General features: G+C 72.5%; 16 protein-coding genes and 2 pseudogenes. 9 read left to right on the top strand and 9 right to left on the bottom strand.

Translation table 11 applies throughout. From position 1 onward, the window contains the following. Nucleotides 1–119 precede the first annotated feature (119 nt). Nucleotides 120–584 carry an HIT family protein gene (locus ACGFNI_RS17845; protein ID WP_393684784.1) on the bottom strand — a complete coding sequence of 155 codons (465 nt, stop codon included), beginning with the start codon at nucleotides 582–584 and terminating at the stop codon, nucleotides 120–122. A gap of 231 nt (nucleotides 585–815) precedes the next feature. On the opposite strand from ACGFNI_RS17845, the gene ACGFNI_RS17840 reads away from it, so the two are divergent. From ACGFNI_RS17840 to ACGFNI_RS17810, 7 genes are all read left to right on the top strand, one after another. After that, on the top strand, nucleotides 816–2126 hold the full coding sequence (locus tag ACGFNI_RS17840; protein ID WP_393684783.1) for an MFS transporter: 1311 nt from the start codon (nucleotides 816–818) through the stop codon (nucleotides 2124–2126). A 37-nt stretch (nucleotides 2127–2163) separates the two neighbouring features. Continuing rightward, the gene (locus ACGFNI_RS17835) at nucleotides 2164–3174 is read left to right on the top strand and encodes a diiron oxygenase (RefSeq protein WP_393684781.1); all 1011 of its coding nucleotides are present in this window, start codon (nucleotides 2164–2166) and stop codon (nucleotides 3172–3174) included. A 35-nt stretch (nucleotides 3175–3209) separates the two neighbouring features. After that, nucleotides 3210–3737 (top strand): dCTP deaminase, encoded by a 528-nt coding sequence (gene dcd / locus ACGFNI_RS17830; protein WP_393684780.1) that lies wholly within the window; start codon nucleotides 3210–3212, stop codon nucleotides 3735–3737. Next, nucleotides 3734–4258 (top strand): deoxycytidine triphosphate deaminase, encoded by a 525-nt coding sequence (locus ACGFNI_RS17825; protein ID WP_393684779.1) that lies wholly within the window; start codon nucleotides 3734–3736, stop codon nucleotides 4256–4258. The genes dcd and ACGFNI_RS17825 overlap by 4 nt, the downstream gene beginning before the upstream one ends. Next, complete coding sequence (locus ACGFNI_RS17820; RefSeq protein ID WP_393684777.1) at nucleotides 4255–5361, top strand: glycosyltransferase family 4 protein; 1107 nt, start codon at nucleotides 4255–4257, stop codon at nucleotides 5359–5361. Before ACGFNI_RS17825 ends, ACGFNI_RS17820 begins: the two co-directional genes overlap by 4 nt. A gap of 94 nt (nucleotides 5362–5455) precedes the next feature. Then, a complete protein-coding gene (locus ACGFNI_RS17815) occupies nucleotides 5456–6262 on the top strand; it encodes an HAD family hydrolase (protein ID WP_393684775.1) in 807 nt (268 codons plus the stop codon). Between the two features lie 49 nt (nucleotides 6263–6311). Then, the gene (locus ACGFNI_RS17810; protein ID WP_393684774.1) at nucleotides 6312–7784 is read left to right on the top strand and encodes a glycoside hydrolase family 3 N-terminal domain-containing protein; all 1473 of its coding nucleotides are present in this window, start codon (nucleotides 6312–6314) and stop codon (nucleotides 7782–7784) included. A gap of 116 nt (nucleotides 7785–7900) precedes the next feature. Here the strand turns inward: ACGFNI_RS17810 and ACGFNI_RS17805 are convergent, their stop codons facing one another. The 3 genes from ACGFNI_RS17805 to ACGFNI_RS17795 all read right to left on the bottom strand — a co-directional run bounded on the left by ACGFNI_RS17805 (nucleotide 7901) and on the right by ACGFNI_RS17795 (nucleotide 12003). Further along, nucleotides 7901–10318, bottom strand: a complete 2418-nt coding sequence (locus tag ACGFNI_RS17805) for an ATP-binding cassette domain-containing protein (RefSeq protein ID WP_393684773.1) — start codon at nucleotides 10316–10318, stop codon at nucleotides 7901–7903. A gap of 180 nt (nucleotides 10319–10498) precedes the next feature. Beyond that, the gene (locus tag ACGFNI_RS17800; RefSeq protein WP_393684771.1) at nucleotides 10499–10855 is read right to left on the bottom strand and encodes a VOC family protein; all 357 of its coding nucleotides are present in this window, start codon (nucleotides 10853–10855) and stop codon (nucleotides 10499–10501) included. A 146-nt stretch (nucleotides 10856–11001) separates the two neighbouring features. Beyond that, nucleotides 11002–12003 (bottom strand): helix-turn-helix transcriptional regulator, encoded by a 1002-nt coding sequence (locus ACGFNI_RS17795; protein ID WP_393684769.1) that lies wholly within the window; start codon nucleotides 12001–12003, stop codon nucleotides 11002–11004. Nucleotides 12004–12104: 101 nt separating this feature from the next. Between ACGFNI_RS17795 and ACGFNI_RS17790 the strand changes: the two genes are divergently transcribed. Beyond that, nucleotides 12105–12683, top strand: coding sequence for a DinB family protein (locus ACGFNI_RS17790; protein ID WP_393685224.1), 579 nt, complete (start codon nucleotides 12105–12107; stop codon nucleotides 12681–12683). A 251-nt stretch (nucleotides 12684–12934) separates the two neighbouring features. Then, entirely contained in the window at nucleotides 12935–13981 is a 1047-nt protein-coding gene (locus ACGFNI_RS17785; RefSeq protein WP_393685222.1) for a winged helix DNA-binding domain-containing protein, read from the top strand. 91 nt (nucleotides 13982–14072) lie between these two features. Here ACGFNI_RS17785 and ACGFNI_RS17780 read toward each other — a convergent pair. From ACGFNI_RS17780 to ACGFNI_RS17760, 5 genes and pseudogenes are all read right to left on the bottom strand, one after another. Continuing rightward, nucleotides 14073–16201 (bottom strand): annotated as a pseudogene (locus ACGFNI_RS17780) (iron ABC transporter permease). Nucleotides 16202–16445: 244 nt separating this feature from the next. Further along, nucleotides 16446–17210, bottom strand: a pseudogene (locus ACGFNI_RS17775) (ABC transporter ATP-binding protein); the annotation flags it as partial. 214 nt (nucleotides 17211–17424) lie between these two features. Next, nucleotides 17425–18732 (bottom strand): MFS transporter, encoded by a 1308-nt coding sequence (locus ACGFNI_RS17770; RefSeq protein WP_393684767.1) that lies wholly within the window; start codon nucleotides 18730–18732, stop codon nucleotides 17425–17427. Between the two features lie 238 nt (nucleotides 18733–18970). Further along, complete coding sequence (locus tag ACGFNI_RS17765; protein WP_393684765.1) at nucleotides 18971–19516, bottom strand: hypothetical protein; 546 nt, start codon at nucleotides 19514–19516, stop codon at nucleotides 18971–18973. 200 nt (nucleotides 19517–19716) lie between these two features. Beyond that, nucleotides 19717–20295, bottom strand: coding sequence for a TetR/AcrR family transcriptional regulator (locus ACGFNI_RS17760; RefSeq protein ID WP_393684763.1), 579 nt, complete (start codon nucleotides 20293–20295; stop codon nucleotides 19717–19719). Nucleotides 20296–20415 lie beyond the last annotated feature (120 nt).

Raw genomic sequence — 20415 nt, 5'->3', positions numbered from 1 at the left:
AGGTTTCCTAATAGAAAGCAGAGTCTCTCCGTCGGTGCCCCGACTGTCAACCGACTTCCACCCAGGGGGGATTGGCGGCTCGCCGGCCTCTGGCGCGCCCGGCGGGATCGACGGCGAGGTCAGCAGGCCAGCCGTCGCCGCATGGGTTCCAGCAGGGGCAACTCGACCGGCCGTGCGACCCACGGCCGGTGGAGCCGGTCTCCCTCCGCGCGGGGCACCAGGTGAACGTGCAGGTGGAACACGTCCTGCCAGCCGGACGGCCGATTGGCCTGAAACAGTGTGAGCCCGGCCGGATCGAGCACCTCGCGGATGCGCGCCGCCATCATGTGGACGGTGCGCATCACGGCCACGGCGTCGTCCTCGTCGATCTCCCACAGGTCCGCGGCGTGCCGTTTGGGGATCACCAGCGTGTGGCCATCGGTGACCGCGGTGATGTCGAGAAACGCCATGGTCCTGGCGTCCTCGTAGACGACCGCCGCCGCGAGCCGGCCGGCGAGGATATCGCAGAACACGCAGGCCACGGCGGTGTCTGCGGTCCGGGGGGCGCCGGCCGGGCGGTGGCCGTCGGCGGCGGATCCGGTCATCGGGGCTCCTTCGGATGGCGAGGGCGCTGGCGGCCCAACGGGCTTGTTGCTCCGGAGATGTGACGCAGCGTCAGGTTGACTGCAGTGCACACATGGTTTCTGCGAGACCAACTGTCCCTCGCGTCATACGGGTTCACTCCCACCCCACGGGAGTCCCTTGACACAACGGCGCGGCATCACAGAACCTACCGTCAGTTAGTAACGTTTACTAACTGGCGAGGGGTGCAGCAGATGCCCAGTGGACCTTCCTTGCGCACGACGGATGGCCTTCACCCGGAGCAACGGCACCGGGAGGCGAAGCGGGCGAGGATCGCCACTCTCGGCGTCTTCGCGCTCTGCGGGGTCGCACGGTCGCTCTGGAGCGCCTCCCTGCCGGGGGTCGACGAACGTCTCCAGCTCAGTGCCCACCAACTGGGCCTGGTGCTGCTGGTGGTCGGCATCGGCTCGATCGTCGCGATGCCGGCGGCCGGGCGCCTGTCCGACCGCTGGACCAGCCGGCGCCTGCTGCGCATCAGCGGACCGCTCGCGGCCCTGACCGTCGTCGGTCCTGCGCTCGCCCCCGGATTCGGGCTGCTGCTGGTGACCGCGTTCCTGCTCGGCGCCGGTCTCGGCGTCCTGGACGTGGCCATGAACGCGCAGGCCATCGAGGTCGAACAGCGCTTCGGCCGGCCGATCCTGTCCTCCTTCCACGGATTGTGGAGCCTGGGCGGCGTGGCCGGCAGCGGCGTGATCGCCCTCGGCCTGCACCTGCACGGCAGCGGTCAGGCCCTGGTGGCCTGCGGCGCGCTGGTGGTCGCTGCACTGTCCCTGCTGCCCGGCCGGGCGCTGCTGCGACCGGAGCGTACGGCCGCCGAGCAGCCGGCCGGGGGCCCATCGGCAGCTGGCGAGGCCGGGGGGACAGCCGAGGCGGCCGAGCCCGTGCCGCTGCGCGCCGGACTGATCCTGCTGCTCGGGCTCACCGCCATGGCCGCCTTCCTCAGCGAGGGGGCCGGCTACGACTGGGCGGCCCTGCACGCCCGTCAGGAACTGGGGGCCGACGCGGCCACCGCCCCGCTGGCGTACACGGCCTTCGCCGCCGCGCTCACCGTCACCCGACTGACCAGCGACGGGCTCCGCCGGCGCCTCGGTCCCGTGCGCGGCATCGCGTGGGCGGGAGCCATCTCCGTACTCGGCTACGCGCTGGTACTGCTGGCGCCCCACCTGTCCACCGGCCGGCTGGGCTTCGCGTTCGTCGGCTGGGCGGTCGCGGGCGCGGGCCTGGCCACCGTGGTACCCGCGGTCTTCAGCAGCCTCGCCGCCAACGAGGGCTCGGTCGGTCGCGGCCTGGCCTGGGTCTCGACCCTCGCCTACGGGGGCAACCTCGCCGGACCTGCCGTCATCGGCCTGATCGCCGGGGCCACATCGCTCGGCTCCGCGATGCTGCTGCCGATGGCGATGGCCCTCACCGTCGCCCTGCTGGGACCGATCGCCCTTCGCGCGACCCTCGCACCCCCGCCTGCCCGTCGCCTCCAGCCCGTCAACCCCACGCTTCCCACCCGCTGACAGACCGATACGTCCGCGTCCGAACGAGAGGCAACCGATGACTACGCACGCCCCGTTTACCGACACCCCGGACACCACTCCCGAGACTCTCGACTCCGAGCTGCTGGCCAAGCCGAGCGTCGGGCGCAGCACCCTGCGCCGGCTGGCCGACGCCTGGCCGCGCCGGGCGACGATCCGTACCGACATGGCGGCGGTCGCCGACCCGGGCGGCTACGACCCCGAACTGCTCGACTACCCGCTCGAACTGCTCCCGTTTGCCGAACACCCGCTTTTTCTGGCCGCGTCCGATGAACAGCGCCGGCAGGTGAACACGATGGCGTGGATCTCGTACAACGAACGGGTCATCGCCGCCGAGGAGTTCGTCGCCAACCCGACCTTCACGAAGCTCGCCCACGGGGTGTTCCCCGGAGTCGACCGTTACGAGGTCAAGGAGGTCGTGCAGCAGTCCCATGTGGACGAGGTCTGGCACACCTATATGCACATGGCCGCCATGCAGCGCACCCGGGAGGCCCGCCGGCTCGCCGCCGAGCCCGACTACGGCCAGCCGGTCACCAACCGGCGCCTGTACGCGCTGACGGACGAGTACGGCGAGCGGTGGCAGAAGGACCTGCTCTACCTGCTGTGGACGGCGGTCGGCGAGATCAGCATCAACGGCTTCCTCGACCTGCTCGCCCGCGGCAAGGGGATCCAGCCCATGCACACCCTGATCGCCCGGCTCCACGCGCGCGACGAGGCCGCGCACGGGCCGGTGCTCGCGGAACTGATGCGCGAGATCTTCCCGAAGCTCAACGCGGAACAGCGCGACTTCTGGGTCCGGATGATGCCCGACGCGATCACCGCGTTCGGCGCGGAGGACTGGGAACTGTGGCCGAGGCTCCTGGAGTTCAGCGGGATCCGGCACGCCGAGGAGATCATCGAGGACACCCGCAAACTCCCCGGCAACGAGCTGATGATGAACGACTTCTCCACCGTGCACCGGATGGTGAGGGAGTTGGGGATCGAGCACCAGGTCGACTACGACTTCGCCGCGGTCCGGGCACAGGGCTGACCTCGACCGCACCGACGAACACGGGATACGCACCCATGATTCTGACAGGACCGGAGATCACCGAGGCGGTGGCCGACGGCCGGATCGGCATCTCGCCGTTCAGTGCCGACCAGGTGAACCCGAACAGCTACAACGTCCGCTTGGGCGAGACGCTGCTCTGCTACACCGACCAGACCATCGACACCTACCAGGCCAACCCGACCCGTTCCCTCCTGATTCCACCGGAGGGCTTCGTCCTCCAGCCCGGCCAGCTCTACCTGGGCCACACCGTGGAGCAGGTCGGCTCGGACAGCTACGTACCGCTGCTCTTCGGACGCTCCTCGGTCGGCCGGCTCGGCCTCTTCGTGGAGATCACCGCACCGATCGGCGACATCGGCTTCCACGGGCAGTGGACACTGATGCTGTCGCCGGTCCGGCCGCTGCGGGTCTACGCCGAGATGAAGATCGGCCAGATCATGTTCTTCGCCGCTCTGGGCGAGGTCGAGCTCTACGCGGGCAAGTACCAGAAGGCGGCAGGTCCGCAGGAGTCACGGTACTGGCGCGACCGGGTGGGGGCGCCGTGATCCTGACCCGCGAGGCCATCACCGCCGCCGTCGCCTGCGGGGACATCGTGATCGAGCCCTTCGACCCGGAGCGGGTATCCCCCAACGCCTACGACTGGTGCCTCGGCGACCGGATCCGCCGGTGCGTGGGGGAACTGGACGCCGCCCGGCCCACCGCGTACGAGGAGCTGACCATCCCCGCGTCGGGGATGGTGCTGGAACCGGGCGAGCTGTACCTGGGGGTCACCCGGGAACGGACCGGATCCGAACGCTATGCCCAGTTCATCAACGGCGATCACACCGTCGGCGCGCTCGGTATCTGGGTGCATGTCTCCGCGCCGCTGGGCCACCAGGGACACGCGATTGCCTGGACGCTGGAGATCCAGGTCGTCCGGCCGGTCCGGGTCTACCCCGGCATGACCTTCGGAAAGATCGTCTTCCTGAGCGCACTCGGATCGAGCCTGAGCTACCAGCGCCAGGGGCGTAAATACACCCGGACCCAGGGGATCGACATCTCCCGGCTGTACCAGGAATTCTCATGACGACGCTCACCGGACTCGACCTCCCCATCGGCAGCCCCGGCGGCAGCGTCGAGCTGCTCTGGGACCTCTACCTCGGACCCGAACCACTCGTCCCCGCCGACACCTTCATGCTCACCGCGGACCCCCGGAAACCGGGCCCGGTCGTGCCCCGCGCCCCCGGACACGGACCGCAGCTGCTCGACGTGCCGGGCAAGCAGCTGAGCGGGCCGGCGTTCTGGACGTACGTGGACGATCTGACCGCGGCCATCCGCGAGCGGTTCGGCGGCGGCGACCACGAGGTGGTGCACCTCCAGCACCTCGCGTTCGGCGCCACCCCCGCCCTGCTGCGCGCCTTCCCCAAGCTGCCGCAGCTCGCCCTGGTGCACGGCACCGACCTGCTGTTCGCCGCCGACCACCCCATCCAGCGGGCGGTGCTGCGGGACGCGGCGGCGACCGCAGGCCGGATCGTCGTCCCGACCGGGGCGATGGCCGACCGGCTCCGTACCCTGACCCCCGTCAAGTCGAACCGCATCACCCGGATCCCCTGGGGCATCCCCGATCACCTCCTGACCGAGCCGCCGCAGCGCGTGCCACGGGCGACCGGACAGTTCCGGGTGCTCTACGCCGGGCGCCTCACCAGTGAGAAGGCCGCCGCGGAGCTGCTGGCACGGCTGGCCGCGATCGAGGGCGCGAGCCTCAGCGTGGCCGCGCCACCGGCCGAGTTCCACGCATTGGCCCGGACCGCCGACCTGTCCGCGGTCCGCTACCTCGGCTGGCTCGACCGGCCCCACCTGTGGCAGAGCTTCGCCGAGCACGATCTGCTGGTCGTCCCCTCCAGCCGGCTGGAGGCCTTCGGCCTGGTCGCCGTCGAGGCGCAGGCCTGCGGCCTCCCGGTGCTCTACCAGCCGGTCCCCGGGCTTGCCGAGGTGCTGAAGGGATCGGCACAGGCCGCCGAAGGCGACGGCTCGGCACGCGCCTTCGCGTCCTGTGTGGCCCAGTTGGCCCGTACGCCCGAAGCCCTCGACGAGGTGCAAGCGGCCGGCTACCGCAACGCAGCCCGCTTCCCGCTCTCCCGAACGGCCCGCGAACTGCGGGAACTGTCCGATGAACTCCGCGCAGGCTGAGCCCGAACGCCGCCCGGCCACGCCGTCCCCGGACCCCGACAACCTCATCGCCTGACCAGAGCCTGACCCTCGCTGACAGGAGAGAACACACCACATGAGCTCTGCTTCACCCCTGCTGGTCGCCACCGACCTCGACGGCACCATCGTCCGCAGCGACCGGACCATCTCGGCCCGTACGATCGCCGCCTTCGAGCGGATCGAGAAGGCCGGCGCGCAGTTCGTCCTCGTCACGGGGCGGCCACCGCGGCTGATGGGTCCGATCGCCGAGGCATTCGGCCACCGCGGCACGGCGATCTGCTCCAACGGAGCCCTGAGCTACGACATGCACACGGAGGAGGTCGTCGCCGAACACGGCATCGCGGTGCCGACGTTGACCGAGGTGGCCGCCCTGCTGCGGGCGGCCGTCCCCGGTATCGGCCTCGCGGTGGAGTACGCCAAGGAGTTGGCGGGCGACGCCCGGTACGAGGCGGGCGACTGGGACTCCGACACCACGGTCATCCGCCCCGACGACGCCGTCCTGTTCGGCAGGCCCGCGCCGAAGCTGGTCGGCCGGCACCCCGAGCTGACCGCCGACGAGCTGGTGGAGCTCGCGCACCCCGCCGTGGGGCATCTGGTCACCGTCTACCACTCCAACGGCGAGCGGCTGGTGGAGGCGGTGGCGCAGGGCGTCAGCAAGGCCTTCGCGCTCGCGGAGCTGGCCGCCAGGCACGGGGTGGCGGCCTCGGAGACGGTGGCCTTCGGCGACATGCCCAACGACCTTCCCATGATGGCCTGGGCCGGCACCTCGTACGGCATGTCCAACGCCCACCCCGCGGTGCTGGCCGACGTCGACCACATCATCGGCGGTCACGACGAGGACGGGGTGGCCGCGGTCATCGAAGAGCTCTTCCCACAGGACTGACCCGCCCTACTCCATCGCACCGACCGCTTCGACAAGGGACACGACAGCCATGAGTGAACTCGACCGTCTGGTCAACACCTGCCTGCTCCCGGGGGTCACCGCCGGCACCGCGCCCGACTGGGCGCACACCGGTCTGGACGCAGGTCTGCCGGGCTTCGTACTGTTCCCCGGCGCGCCGGACGGCGACGCCGGGGCCGGCAGCGCCGACGCGGTCCTGCACAGCGCCCGCGCCCTGCGCGCGACCGCCCCCGACGCCCTGATCGGCGTCGACGAGGAGGGCGGCGACGTCACCCGGCTGGAGTCCGACCACGGCAGCTCCTACCCGGGCAACCTGGCGCTGGGCATCGCGGACGACCTCGGCACCACCACGCGGGTCGCCGCCGCGCTGGCGGCCGACCTGCGCGCGGCCGGCGTCAACCTCAACCTCGCGCCCTCCGTCGACGTCAACAGCGACCCGGACAACCCCGTCATCGGGGTCCGCTCCTTCGGCCAGGACCCCCGGCTGGTGGGCGCCCACAGCGCCGCCTTCATCGGAGCCGTCCAGGCGGCGGGGGTGGCGGCCTGCGCCAAGCACTTCCCCGGGCACGGCGCGACGGTGGTCGACTCGCACCACGCCCTGGCCGTCGTCGACTGCGACCTGGCCACCTTCCGCAGCCGCGAGCTGCCCCCGTTCGTCTCTGCCATCGAGGCCGGGGTCCGCTCGGTGATGGCCGCCAACGTCCTGTTCCCCGCCCTGGACGCGGAGCACCCGGCCAACCTGAGCCGCGCCCTGCTGCACGGCCTCCTGCGGGAGGAACTCGGCTACGAGGGCGTGGTGATCGGCACGGCCATCGCCATCGCCGGTCCGCTGCCCGCGGCCGAACTGGGCCGCACAGCCGTCGACTCGCTCCGGGCCGGGGCCGATCTGCTGCTGCTCGGGCCGGGCGAGGGCGAGCGCGTCTGGCACGACGTACGGGACGCCGTGGTGGCGGCGGTACGGGCGGGCGAGCTCGACGCCACACTCCTGGAGGCGGCGGCCCAGCGGGTGGCGGACCTGCGCCGCTGGGCCGCCCCTGCGGACCGTTCGGCCGGCCTGGAGGCGGCACGGCGTGCGGTCCGGGCCGAGGGCGCGGTCGCACTGCCCGGCCCGGCCACCGTGGTCGAGCTGGTCGCCGCGGGCAACGTCGTGGCGGACGACGCCCACTGGGAGCTGGCCGGCCCGCTCGCCGAACTCGGCCTGCTCGCCCGGACGATCCGTACCTCCGCGGCCGAGGCATCCGCCAAGGCGATCCTGGCGGCGGCGGATGGCACGCCGCTGGTCCTGGCGGTCCGGGACGCGCACCGCGCCGAGGAGGCCGCGGCGCTGGTCGCCGAGTTGCTGGCGGGGCGCCCCGACGCCGTCCTGGTCGCGGTCGGGATGCCCGATGACACCGCCCTGACGACCGGCGCCGCCATCCGTACCTACGGTGCGGGCGCGGTGAACACCAGGGCCGCGGCGGAACTGCTGGCCGGGCGGGGCTCAGCGGACGCGGTTCGCGACTGAGCGGCCGGCCCTCAGGGGCGAGGCGAAGGCGACCGCCACCCACCTCGGCGGGCGGCCCACCTGGTCCTGCCCCCGGGCCCGGCCGGTGTCGGGCCCGGGGGGGGTACCAGGACCCGTCAGGCACCGACGTACGCCGCCAGGTGCTCGCCGGTGAGGGTGGAGCGGGCGGCGACGAGTTCGGCGGGGGTGCCCTCGAAGACGATGCGACCGCCGTCGTGGCCTGCGCCGGGACCGAGGTCGATGATCCAGTCGGCGTGCGCCATCACCGCCTGGTGGTGCTCGACGACGATGACCGACTTGCCGGAGTCCACGAGCCGGTCGAGCAGACCGAGCAACTGCTCGACGTCGGCGAGGTGAAGGCCGCAGGTCGGCTCGTCGAGGACGTAGACGCCGCCCTCGTCGGCCATGTGGGTCGCCAGCTTGAGGCGCTGCCGCTCGCCGCCTGACAGCGTGGTGAGCGGCTGGCCGAGGGTGAGGTAGCCGAGCCCGACGTCGGCGAGCCGGCCGAGTATGCGGTGCGCGGCCGGTGTGCGTGCCTCGCCCGCGCCGAAGAACTCCCCGGCCTCGGCCACCGACATCGCGAGCACCTCGCTGATGTCGCGCCCGCCGAGGTGATGGTCGAGCACCGACGCCTCGAACCGCTTCCCCTCGCACTCCTCGCAGGTGGTGGCGACGCCGGCCATCATCGCCAGGTCGGTGAAGATGACACCGGCGCCGTTACAACTGGGGCAGGCGCCATCGGAGTTGGCGCTGAACAGCGCCGGCTTCACGCCGTTGGCCTTCGCGAACGCCTTGCGGATCGGGTCGAGCAGCCCGGTGTACGTCGCCGGGTTGCTCCGCCGCGAGCCGCGGATGGGCGCCTGGTCGACCGACACCGGACCGTCCGAAGCGGGCACGGAGCCGTGGATCAGCGAACTCTTGCCTGACCCGGCGACACCGGTGACGACACACAGCACCCCGAGCGGGACATCGACGTCCACGTCCCGCAGGTTGTGGGCGCTCGCGCCGCGGATCTCCAGCGTGCCGGTGGGCTTGCGCACCGTCTCCTTGACGACGGCACGGTCGTCGAAATGACGGCCGGTGAGGGTGCCGCCGGCCCGCAGCCCTTCGACGGTGCCCTCGAAGCAGATGGTGCCGCCCGCCGTACCGGCGCCGGGACCGAGGTCGACGACGTGGTCGGCGATCGTGATCGTCTCCGGCTTGTGCTCCACGACGAGCACCGTGTTGCCCTTGTCCCGCAGCCGCAGCAGCAGGCCGTTCATCCGCTGGATGTCATGCGGGTGCAGCCCCGTGGTGGGCTCGTCGAAGACGTACGTGACGTCGGTGAGCGAGGAGCCGAGGTGCCGGATCATCTTGACGCGCTGCGCCTCGCCGCCCGACAGCGTGCCCGACGGCCGGTCGAGCGCGAGGTAGCCGAGGCCGATCTCGACGAACGAGTCGAGGGTCTGCCGGAGCGCGGTGAGCAGCGGCGCCACCATGGAGTACGTCGTGCCCGACGAGCCGGCGGAGCCCTCGCCGAGGCCGCGGACCCACTCGGCCAGGTCGCTGATCTGCATCGCGCAGGCATCGGCGATGGTGATCCCGGCGATCCGCGACGACCTGGCCGCCTCGCTGAGCCGGGTTCCCTCGCACTCGGGGCAGGCGGTGAAGGTGACCGCCCGGTCCACGAACGCCCGGATGTGCGGCTGCATCGCCTCCTTGTCCTTGGCGAGCATCGACTTCTGGACCCGGGGGATCAGCCCCTCGTAGGTCATGTTGATGCCCTCGATCTTCATCCTGGTCGGCTCGCGGTGGAGGAAGTCGTGCAGCTCCTGCTTCGTGTACTTGCGGATCGGCTTGTCCGGGTCGAAGAAGCCCGACGCGCTGTAGAGCCGGTAGTTCCAGCCGCCCGCCTTGTAGCCGGGGACGGTGATCGCGCCATCGGCGAGCGACTTGTTTCCGTCGAAGAGCTGGGTGAGGTCGATGTCGTTGACCGTGCCCCGGCCTTCGCAGCGCGGACACATGCCGCCGGTGCGGTGGAACGTCACCTTCTCGGTCTTCTTGGCGCCGCGCTCGACGGTGATCGCACCGCTCGCCCGGACCGAGGGGACGTTGAAGGAGAACGCGTTGGGCGAGCCGATGTGCGGCTGCCCGAGCCGGCTGAAGAGGATCCGCAGCATCGCGTTGGCGTCGGTCGCGGTGCCGACCGTGGAGCGGGGGTCGGCCCCCATCCGCTGCTGGTCGACGATGATCGCGGTGGTCAGCCCTTCCAGCACGTCGACCTCGGGCCGCGCCAGCGTCGGCATGAAGCCCTGGAGGAAGGCGCTGTACGTCTCGTTGATCAGCCGCTGCGACTCCGCGGCGATCGTGTCGAACACCAGCGAGCTCTTGCCCGAGCCGGAGACGCCGGTGATCACCGTCAGCCGGCGCTTGGGGATCTCGATGCTGACGTCCTTGAGGTTGTTCACCCGCGCGCCGTGCACGCGGATCACGTCATGGCTGTCGGCACCGCGCGGCGCAGACGACTGCGCTTCCGTCCTCTTGGCCGTGCTCATCGTGTCTTCGTCTCCTCTTCGCGGGCCGCGTGCGCGGTCTCCGTCGGCGCCGGCCGGCTGGATCCGGCCGGCCTCGAACGGTAAGGCTGGCCCTCCATTGTCGGCGCACCCGCGGCAACGCTCCGCTGCCCCCTGGCCACCCCGCGCCGAGCCCGGATGCGGCGCGGGGAGACGCGGCACTCACCGGTCCTGGAGCAGCCCGATGACGTTGCCGTCGGGGTCGGTGACGGTGGCCACCAGGCGACCGCCGCCGACGTCGTGCGCGGGCTCCTGCACGGTGGCACCCGCGGCGGTCACCTCGGCCAGCTTCGCCTCGATGTCAGGCACGTGCCAATACGCCACCGGCGAGGTCATGCCCTGCGGCCCACCGCCGGGCACCAGCCCGATGTGCTGGCCCGCGGTCTCGAAGCCGACGTAGGAGGACTCGTCGATCTGCGGCGGCAGACCGAGCAGGGCGGTGTACACCTCCTTGGCCGTCGCCAGGTCGGAGACGGGATGCAGGACGGTCTTGATTCCCTGGGTGGCAGAACCGGTCATGATCACTCCTGACGTCGTGGGCCCGGCCGGTACCGGCCGCCACCACGTACGGACGGACGCCTCTCACGCTACGGGCGAGCCGCGTGCTCCGCTTCTCCGTCCCTGGCCGGTGCCGCGGGCCCGGTGGAACGCCGGGACGCAGGGGCCTACGCGGTCGAGGGCGGCGCGCTCGTCGCGGCGTCGGAGAAGCGGCGGGCCAGGTGGGCGAAGGCGTCCTTGAGTGCGGCGGGGGAGACGACCTCGATGTCGGCGTCGAACCTGCCGAGGGTGGCGGCGAGGGCGGGCCAGGACCACGAGCCGAGGGTGAGCCGGCAGCGGTCGGGGCCGAGTTCCTCGACGAGCCCGTCGTCGGCGTAGGGGGACACATCGGCGGCGGGCAGGTGGAGGATCACCTCGCCGCGGCAGGGCCAGCCGCCGCTGCCGTCGGAACCCCGGAACGTGCGGGTGATGTAGGCGGCCACGCTGCCTCCCGGCAGTTCGCGTGGGGTGAAGCGGGGCCCCGTGGGGATGCGCGGGGTGATCCGGTCGGCGCGGAAGGTGCGCCAGTCCTCGCGGTCGAGGTCCCAGGCGACGAGGTACCAGCGTCCGTCCCAGGTGATGAGGTGGTGGGGTTGCACCCGGCGCGGCGGGGGACCGGCGCCGTCGGGTCCTGGTGGGGATGCGGGGAGGTAGTCGAAGCGCAGCACTTCGCCGGCGTGGACGGCGGCGCTGAGCGCCATGAGCACGCCGCTGTCGGCCTGTTGGGACGGCTGGGGCGCGGACCGCTGCACGGCGGTGATCCGGACGGTGTCGACGCGGTGGCGCAGCCGGGCCGGCATGACCTGCCGGACGGTGTGCAGCGCGCGTGCCGCGGCGTCCTCGATGCCGGCACCCGTGGTGGTAGCCATCCGCAGCGCGATGGCCAGGGCGACGGCCTGCTCGTCGTCGAAGAGCAGCGGGGGCAGCTCCGCGCCGGCGTCGAGCCGGTACCCGCCGTCGGGGCCCTTGGTGGCGACGACGGGGTAGCCAAGCTCGCGCAGCCGGTCGACGTCGCGGCGCACGGTGCGCGGGCTGATGTCCAGCCGCTCGGCCAGGAGCGCCCCGGGCCAGTCCCGGCGCGCCTGGAGCAGCGAGAGCAGGGACAGCAGTCGCGCTGAGGTCTTCGGCATGCGTCCCATGGTGCCCGGAGAAGCGGACACACCCTGGCCGCTTCCCCTGTGACTGTTGTTCCGTGCCGTACGACGAGAACCACCGGAAGGGCCCGAACACCGTGACCACCACGACCACAACCTCCTCAGCCACCGACGCCGAGCGGACCGACCTGCTCGCCGCTCTCGCGAGCGCGCGAGCGGCCCTGACCGACACGGTGCGCGGCATCGGCGACGAGCAGGCGGGCGCGCGTCCGACGGCCGGCGCGCTGTGCCTGGGCGGACTGATCAAGCACGTCGCGTCCATCGAGGAAGGGTGGCTGCGCTTCGTGACCGACGGCCCGTCGGCGATGCGCTACGACCTGCCCGACGGCGTCACCTGGGCCGACCTCGCGGCCGGTACCGCACGCGAATTCCCGCAGTGGGCGATCGACCACCGCAACGCCTTCCGGATGCTGCCGGGCGAGACGTCGGCCGGGATCCTCGCGCGCTACGCACAGGTCGCCGCCCGCAGCGAGGAGATCATCGCGTCCGTGCCCGACCTGTCGGCGACGCACCCGTTGCCGGAGGCGCCCTGGCACGAGCCGGGAGCGGTGCGCAGCGTACGGCGGGTACTGATGCACGTCATCGCCGAGACCGCCCAGCACGCCGGACACGCGGACATCCTGCGCGAGACGCTCGACGGGCGGACCGCCACCTGACCGGTGCCGGGCGGCGGCGCCTGCCGACCGCCCGGCACCGACCTGACCCGAAGGCTCACAGAATCCGAGAAGAAGAAGGGAACGGCGTGACCGTGACAGCACGAGACGGGGCGGACGGGAGTCCGGACGGGCCGTGTCGCTCCGCACCGGATCCAGCACCCCGGTCCCGCCCCCGCCCCGCGGGCCGCCGCACGACCTCGACGACCGTTCTCGGCACCCGGGCCCTCAACCGCGCCACGCTCGCCCGGCAGTTGCTGCTCGAACGCGCCGACGTGCCGGCCATCGACGTCGTCGCGCATCTCGGCGGTCTCCAGGCACAGGAACCCCAGGAACCGTTCGTCGGGCTCTGGTCGCGGCTGCGCGCATTCGACCCGGCGGCGCTGTCGGACCTGCTGACCGGGCGGCACGTGGTGCGCACCCACCTCATGCGCCGCACCGTCCACCTCGTCACCGCCGACGACGCGCTGGCCTGGCGGGCCCGCCACGGCGCCATGCTGCGCCAACGGGTACTGGGCACCTACCGCCGCGAGCTCGAAGGGGTGGACCTCGGCGAACTCGCCGCGGCGGGCCGGGCGGTGCTCGCCGACGACGAACCCCGCTCGATGACGGAGCTGGCCCGTGCGCTGGCCGTGCGCTGGCCCGCGCCGGGGCCGCGGGCGCTGGGGGAGATGCTGGTCGCCGCCCTCGTCCCGGTGGCGCAGCTGCCACCGCGCGGGCTGTGGCGGACGAAGGCGGGGGTGCGCAACGTCCTGCTCTCCTCCTGGCTCGGCCGCGAGATCGACCCGCTGTCCCCGGACCGTTCCGATCCGGTGGGCCAGGCGCTGGTACGGCGCTACCTGGCCGCGTTCGGGCCTGCCGCATCGGCCGACCTGCGCGCCTGGTGCGGGCTCGCCGGGCTGCCCGCCGCGGTTGCCGCGCTGCGCGAGGAACTGGTCTCCTTCCGCGACGAGCGCGGCCGGGAACTGCTGGACCTCCCCGACGCCCCGCGCCCCGACCCCGACACCCCCGCCCCGGTGCGGTTCCTCCCGGCGTTCGACAACGCGGTCCTCGGCTACCACGACCGCGGCCGGATCATCGACGACACCCACCGCGGCCTGTCGGTCACCGGTGCCCGCGTCGTTCTGGTCGACGGCCGGGTCGCCGCGACCTGGTGCGTCAGGGCCGGCACCGTGCGGGTCACCCCGCTGGGCCGGCTGTCCCCTGCCGACCGCACCGCCGTCGCCGAGCAGGGACGGGCGCTGGCGTCGTTCCTCTCCGACGACGACAGCAGGCGCGTACAGCTCGTCGAGCCCACCTGATGAGCGGCGCACCCGTGCGGCTTCCGCCGACCACGACGGGGGCGGGGCGCGGGTCCGGCTCCGGTCCGACCCGCGCTTCCCGCCGCCCGCGCTACCCGTCTCCCTTGGACCGCCACAACAGCCACCCGAAGTACGGGGCACCGATCACCGCGGTGACGACTCCGACGGGGACCTGGGCGGGCGCGATGACCGTCCGGCCGACCGCGTCGGCGACCACCACCAGGAGGGAGCCCAGCAGCGCGGCCACCGGGACCACCCGGGCATGACGCCGGCCCACCAGGGCGCGCGCCGCATGCGGTGCCACCAGTCCGACGAAGCCGATGACGCCGACCGCGGCGACCGCGGCGGCGGTGAGGACGACGGCGACGCCGAGCAGCGCCAGCCGCATGGTGCCCAGCCGGATCCCGAGCAGCCGGGGCGTGTCGCCGTCCAGGCCGATGAGGTCGAGGTCGCGGCGCAGCACGGCGAGGACCGGCAGGGACACGGCGAGCGCGGCGAGCACCGGCAGGATCTCGGGGAACGTACGCCCGTAGGTCGAGCCGGACAGCCACACGAGAGCCTTCGTCCCGTTGTGCGGATCCGTCAGCACGATCAGCAGGCTGACCAGCGCCGTCGCGCCCGCGGAGACACCGATGCCGATCAGCACCAGCCGGTTCTGCTCCAGCCCGTGCCGTGCCGCGAGCCCGAAGACCAGGGTGGCGCCGACCGCGGCACCGGCGAGCGCGGACCCGCCGATCAGCCAGAAGCTCGCGAGCGGAACGACCGTCAGGGTGAGGACGGCGCCGACGCCCGCGCCGCCGACCACGCCGAGGATGCCGGGTTCGGCGAGCGGGTTGCGGGAGACCGCCTGCACCACCGCGCCCGCCGTCGCGAGCGCGGCACCGGCGAGCAGCGCCGCGGCGACCCGGGGTACCCAGGTGTCGAGCACGAAGGTGACGAGCTGCCCCGACCGGCCGGTGAGCCAGTTCCCCACGTCGCCGAGCAGCAGGGGCGCATCGCCGAGCAGGACCGCCCCGACGACCGCCGCGATCAGCGCGGTGGTCACCACCGACAGGGTGAGGACGAAGGCACGACGGCTGCGCAGCCTGGCGAAGGCCGCGTCCGGTCCTGTGGATCCCCTGTCCCTGGACCGGTGAGCGAGGACGACGAGCACCACGGCGCCGAAGAAGCTGGTCACGATGCCGGTCGGGACGGCCGTGCCCGCCTGCGCCCCGAAGAGGGCACGCAGCAGGACGTCAGCGCCGAGCACGACGAGGACGCCGGCCAGCGCCGAGACGGGGATGAACGCGCGGTGGCGCAGCAGCGCGGGGACGCGGGCACCGGCCAGCCGGACGATCGCCGGCGCGCACAGCCCGACGAAGCCGATGGGCCCGGCGACGGTGACGGATACGGCGGAGAGAACCACGGCGAGCACCACGGCGACGGCCCGGGTGAGGCGGGGACTGACCCGATCAACCGGGCCTCGTCGTCACCGAGTCCGAGTATGTCGAGCCGCCTGCCGAGCACGACCAGCGCGATCAGCGCCACGAGCGCGACCGGCGCGAGCCGGTCGATGGTCTCCATGCCGATCTGCGCGAGGGAGCCGTTGCCCCACGCGTAGAGACCGGTGGTCTGCTGGGGGCGCAGCAGGAGGAGCAGCTGGCTCAGTCCGCTGAGCCCGAGGGTGAGCGCGGAGCCCGCCAGCACCAGCCGGGTGGGGCCCGCACCGGCACGGGCGAGGCCCAGCACGACGCCGGCCGCGAGCAGCCCGCCGATCAGGGCCGTGCCACCGGCAGGGAGGGCGGGCAGGGTGACGCCGAACGCGGCGACGGCGACGACCGCGAGGTAGGCGCCGGCGTTCACCGCGAGCGTGTCGGGCGAGGCCAGGACGTTACGGGACACCGACTGCAGGACGGCTCCGGCCGCGCCCAGCGCGCAGCCGACGACGAGTCCGGCGGCGAGCCGCGGCAGCCGCGAGGCCACGAGCACGGCGTCCGCCTGGCCCGAACCGTCGCCCCCGGTCCACAAAGTGGTGACGGCACGCCAGAGCGTGTGCGGCCCGATGGCCGCCGTGCCCTGGCCGATGTGGACGACCGCGAGGGCGAGCAACGCGAGGAGCGCCCCGAACGTGAGAAGCGCGAGCGAGCCGCGGCGCGCCGGCCGGACGGCCCCGGCGGATGGCGCTTGCTCCGCCGGGCCGGTCGACGGCGCGTGTGCGGTCTCCGTCGTGTGGGTGCGCACGTTCACTTGGCCAGTGCGTCCACAAGCGCGTCAGCTTGGCGCCGGAGGCGGCGTCCTTCTTGGGCGCCTCGGAAGTGCCGCAGCCGACGAGGGAGATCGCGGCGGTTCCGACGATCACGGGCCATGCCCAGTGCTTGGTCGTCATGAGGTGGTTCAGGGCCTTTCGAGCCGGAGGTGGTGGCTGCCCACCGCGCGGGTGCGGGGGGTGCCAATTCCGGAGGAGCTTCTGCTGCTCGCTTTGGCTGCCCACCGCGCGGGTGCGGGGGGTGCCCGTGGCGGGGTCGGGTTCGACCTCGATACGGATGCCGTAGGTGTCGGTCAGCAACTGGGGGTCGTACACCTGGGCCGGAGTCCCGGCGGCGGCGACGCGCCCCGAGGACAGCAGGACGACCTGGTCCGCCACCGCGGCGGCCTGGTCGAGGTCGTGCAGGACGACGCCGATGGTCACGCCGTGCGTGTCGGCGAGATCCCGGACGAGGTCGAGGACCTCCACCTGGTAGCGCAGGTCGAGGTAGGTCGTGGGTTCGTCGAGGAGCAGCACTTCGGTGTCCTGCGCCAGGCAGCAGGCGAACCAGACGCGTTGGAGCTGGCCGCCGGAGAGGCTTTCGACGCCGCGGTCGGCGAGTGCGGTGATGTTCGTGACGGCCAGGGCGTGTTCGACGAGCCGCGCGCCGTCCGGGTCGCTTCCCCTCAGCCGGCCGCGGTACGGGTGCCGTCCGAAACCGACCACTTCGCGGACGCTGAGGCCGGCCGGGGTCGTGCGGCTCTGGGCGAGCAGCGTGACGCGCCGGGCGAAATCCGTACGGGAGAGGGCGAGCGCGTCGACCGGGTCCGTGCCGTCGGCGCCGACGGTCACCTGGCCGGCGCGGGCCCGGTGCAGGCGCGCGACGGCCCGCAACAGGGTGGATTTTCCGCTGCCGTTCGGGCCGATGAGTGCGGTGACCCGCCCGCGCGGAAGACGGAGATCCGCTTCGTGCACGACGTCGACGCCGTCGTAGGCGACGGTGATGCCCGTGGCGGCGAGGCCGGACGGGAGGTCGGTGTCCTGGGCGGATGTGCCGGGGCCGTCGCCCGTGGTGCGGCGAGGCCGTGGGGTGTCTTCTTCTCGGTCGGGCGCAGTCACGATCACCCAACAGAAGTTAGCCTAACCTAAGTAATGGTCGATCATCGGCCTCGAACTCGGGACCGGTGGCCGGAAAGAGACCTTGGACGGCATCCGTTTCTCAACTGGACGTCCTTGCCTGGCTCGGGACGGCGGCGCGGGGTGCCGCCGAGTCCAGGGCGTCGGTGTGCGTTTCGCGCAGGCGCCACACGGTCAGCGCGGTGATCGCCCCACCGGCGCACAGCAACAGCGACACCGGCGTGCTGCTCCCGTCGTACGCGGCGAGGAGGCTGCTGGCGAGCATGGGCGAGAAGCCCGCGCCGACGAGGGTTGCCGCCTGATAGCCGAGCGAGGCACCGGTGTAGCGGACGCGGGTGCCGAACATCTCGGTGAGCAGCGCGCCGAGCGGCCCGTACATCGTGGACTGGGCGACGCCGAGCCCGAGACAGAGGGCGAGGATCAGCAGGCCGGGCGAACCGGAGTTCACCAGGGCGAGGACAGGGAAGGCGAGCACGACCGAGAGGACGGCGCCCGCGAGGACCACCGGGCGGCGGCCGACCCGGTCCGACAGCGCGGAGGCGACGGGCAGTACGAGGAGCGCCGCGCAGGAGGCGACCGTGACGGCGGTGAGCACCTGCGGCCTGCTGTAGCCGTGGCCCACCGCGTACGAGATCATGAAGCCGGTCAGCAACGACTGGGACGTGAACGCGCCGATACCGACGCAGGCGGCGAGCAGCACGGGCTTCGGCCGGCGCAGCACCTCCACGATCGGTGTCCGGTCCAGCGGCTCCCGCTTGGCCTGGGTGAACAGCGGGCTCTCCGCGACCCGGAGGCGCACGAACAGTCCGACGGCCAGCAGCACCACGCTCAGCAGGAACGGCACCCGCCAGCCCCAGGTACGGAATTGGCCGTCCGGCAGCGCGGAGAGCAGCGTGACCACTCCGGCAGAGATCACCGAGCCGAGCGGGCCGCCGAGTTGGGTGAAGCTCGACCACAGCCCGCGGCGGGAACTCCGGCTGTGTTCGGCGTGCTCGACGATCATCAGGGTCGCGCCGCCCCACTCGCCGCCGATCGCGATGCCCTGCACGACGCGCAGGGCGACCAGCAGCACCGGCGCCCAGACGCCGATCGTGCCGTACGTCGGCAGCACGCCGATGAGGAAGCTGCCGCTGCCCATCAGGGTCATGGTCAGCAGCATCATCGACTTACGGCCGAGCCGGTCGCCGAAGTGACCGAAGATGATGCCGCCCAGCGGGCGGGCCACATAGCCGGCGGCGAAGGTGCCGAAGGCCGCTATCGTGCCGACCGCGGGGTCGGCACCGGGGAAGAACAGGTCGCCGAAGACGAGCGCGGCGATGGTGCCGTACACGAGGAAGTCGTAGAACTCGACGGCCGTGCCGAGCAGTCCGGACAGTGCGACACGGCGCAACTGCCGGACATCGGATGACGGTTGGGCAATGGCGGGTTCGCCGGCGGATAAGTTGCCTGCGGACGGGCGGGACGGCTGCACGACGAGCTCCCGGATGCGGTGGTGGTGCCGCCGGCGGGGGACCGCACCGGCGCCCCGGTGAAGCTAGGCATAGATCATTCCGTCGTCAACGATCTGCGGAACATTGGCCGGTCCCCACCAGGTGAGCCCGGCCGCCGCGCCCCACGAAGCCCCTCGGTCACCGCAGCCCGGACGCCTTGAGGACGGCTCGTGCCTCCCGCCCGTCGAGCCGGTCCGTCAACTTCCCCACCACGTCCGCCCCGTGGCGCAGCGTGCCGCGCTCGGCGGAGCGGCGGGCACCGGCGTCGAGCAGATGCCGGATCAGCGGATTGGCGTCCAGGACGCGCAGATCCAGCTCCAGCCACTGCCCGTGCGCATCGCGCAGGACGAGGCAGACGGCGGTGCTGCCGCAGCGCCGCACCGCGACCAGCGCATCGGTACGCACCCGGCGCTCGCGCACCAGACCCCGTACCGCCAGCCATCCGTCGCCCGCGGTCACGCGCGACGGCAGCAGGACCGCAAGGACCAAGCCCCCGAGCCCGGCCCAGAGCCCGGCGCGCGGCAGCGTGAGGCCGCCCGCACCCCAATCGAGCAGCATGATCAGGCCGATGAACGCCAAGGAGCACCGAAGGGCGTGCCGGGCATCCGCACGCCAGTGGCGGTCGACGACGTGGCCCCGCCGTCCGGCGGATGCCGGTGCGGCGTGAGCGGTTCGCGTTCCCATACCGCCGACGCTAAGCAGGAGACGCGAGGCCACCGGGTCCGCTGGCGCCCTCTTGATGCGGTGTTGCCCGTCTTTATCGCGTTGTTGATGCCGAGGGGGCCTGTGGGAAAGCAGAGGATGCCGCGCTGCCCGGCCCGTCATGCCGCCGCGGGAACAGGCCCGGCCCGGAGCGTGTCCGCGGGCCGCGATATCCGGGGCGCTCAGGGCCGCTCGGTACCTGGTTCCCTGGCCGGCAGGCCCCGGAGGAGGGTGTCGAGGAACAGCTCGAAGCGAGGGGCGTCGTGACCGAGGTCGAGCGGGCTCTCCTGGACGGCGAGCCAGCTGACGACGGAAGTGATGAAGATGTACCAGCTCTGCTCGGCCAGTTCGGGCCGGACTCCGGCGTTCGTGAACGCGGTGACGACCTCCTCCCTGAGCCGCCCGAAGGAGGGGGAGTGGCGGTGCGGCCGTGAGGTCCTGGTGGCATAGCCGGGTACGGCGAGGAACTGGTCGTGCATGGCCCAGGCGACGCGCGCGAGCCAGGGTCGCCAGTGACCGCCGCGCGGGCCGTCGGGGGGAAGGATGCGCTCGACCATGACCTCGTTGATGAGGTCGAAGAGCCGGTCGCGGTTGGTGACCCAGCGGTAGAGAGCGCCGTGGGTGACCCCCAGGCGGCCGGCGAGTTCCCGCATGGTCAACGTGTCGAGGTTCCCGGCCGAGAGGGCGGCGTCGACGATCCGCTCGCGGCTGATCTGCGCGGGGCGTCCCGGGCGTTGTCGGGTGGTCGCGGAATCAGCCATGGCCACGACTATACGAACTCACCGTCGGCGGGCGTCGGTGGGCAGCGGTGGGCCTGGGCGGGTGCGGGCCGGTATCGACGGCGAAGACTCCCAACGGGTCGGGGAAGGACCGCCCTTCCC

Origin of the sequence: Streptomyces sp. NPDC048644 (genome assembly GCF_043199105.1) — a bacterium.
Lineage (GTDB): Bacteria > Actinomycetota > Actinomycetes > Streptomycetales > Streptomycetaceae > Streptomyces.
This window is presented reverse-complemented; position numbering and strand designations above follow the sequence as displayed.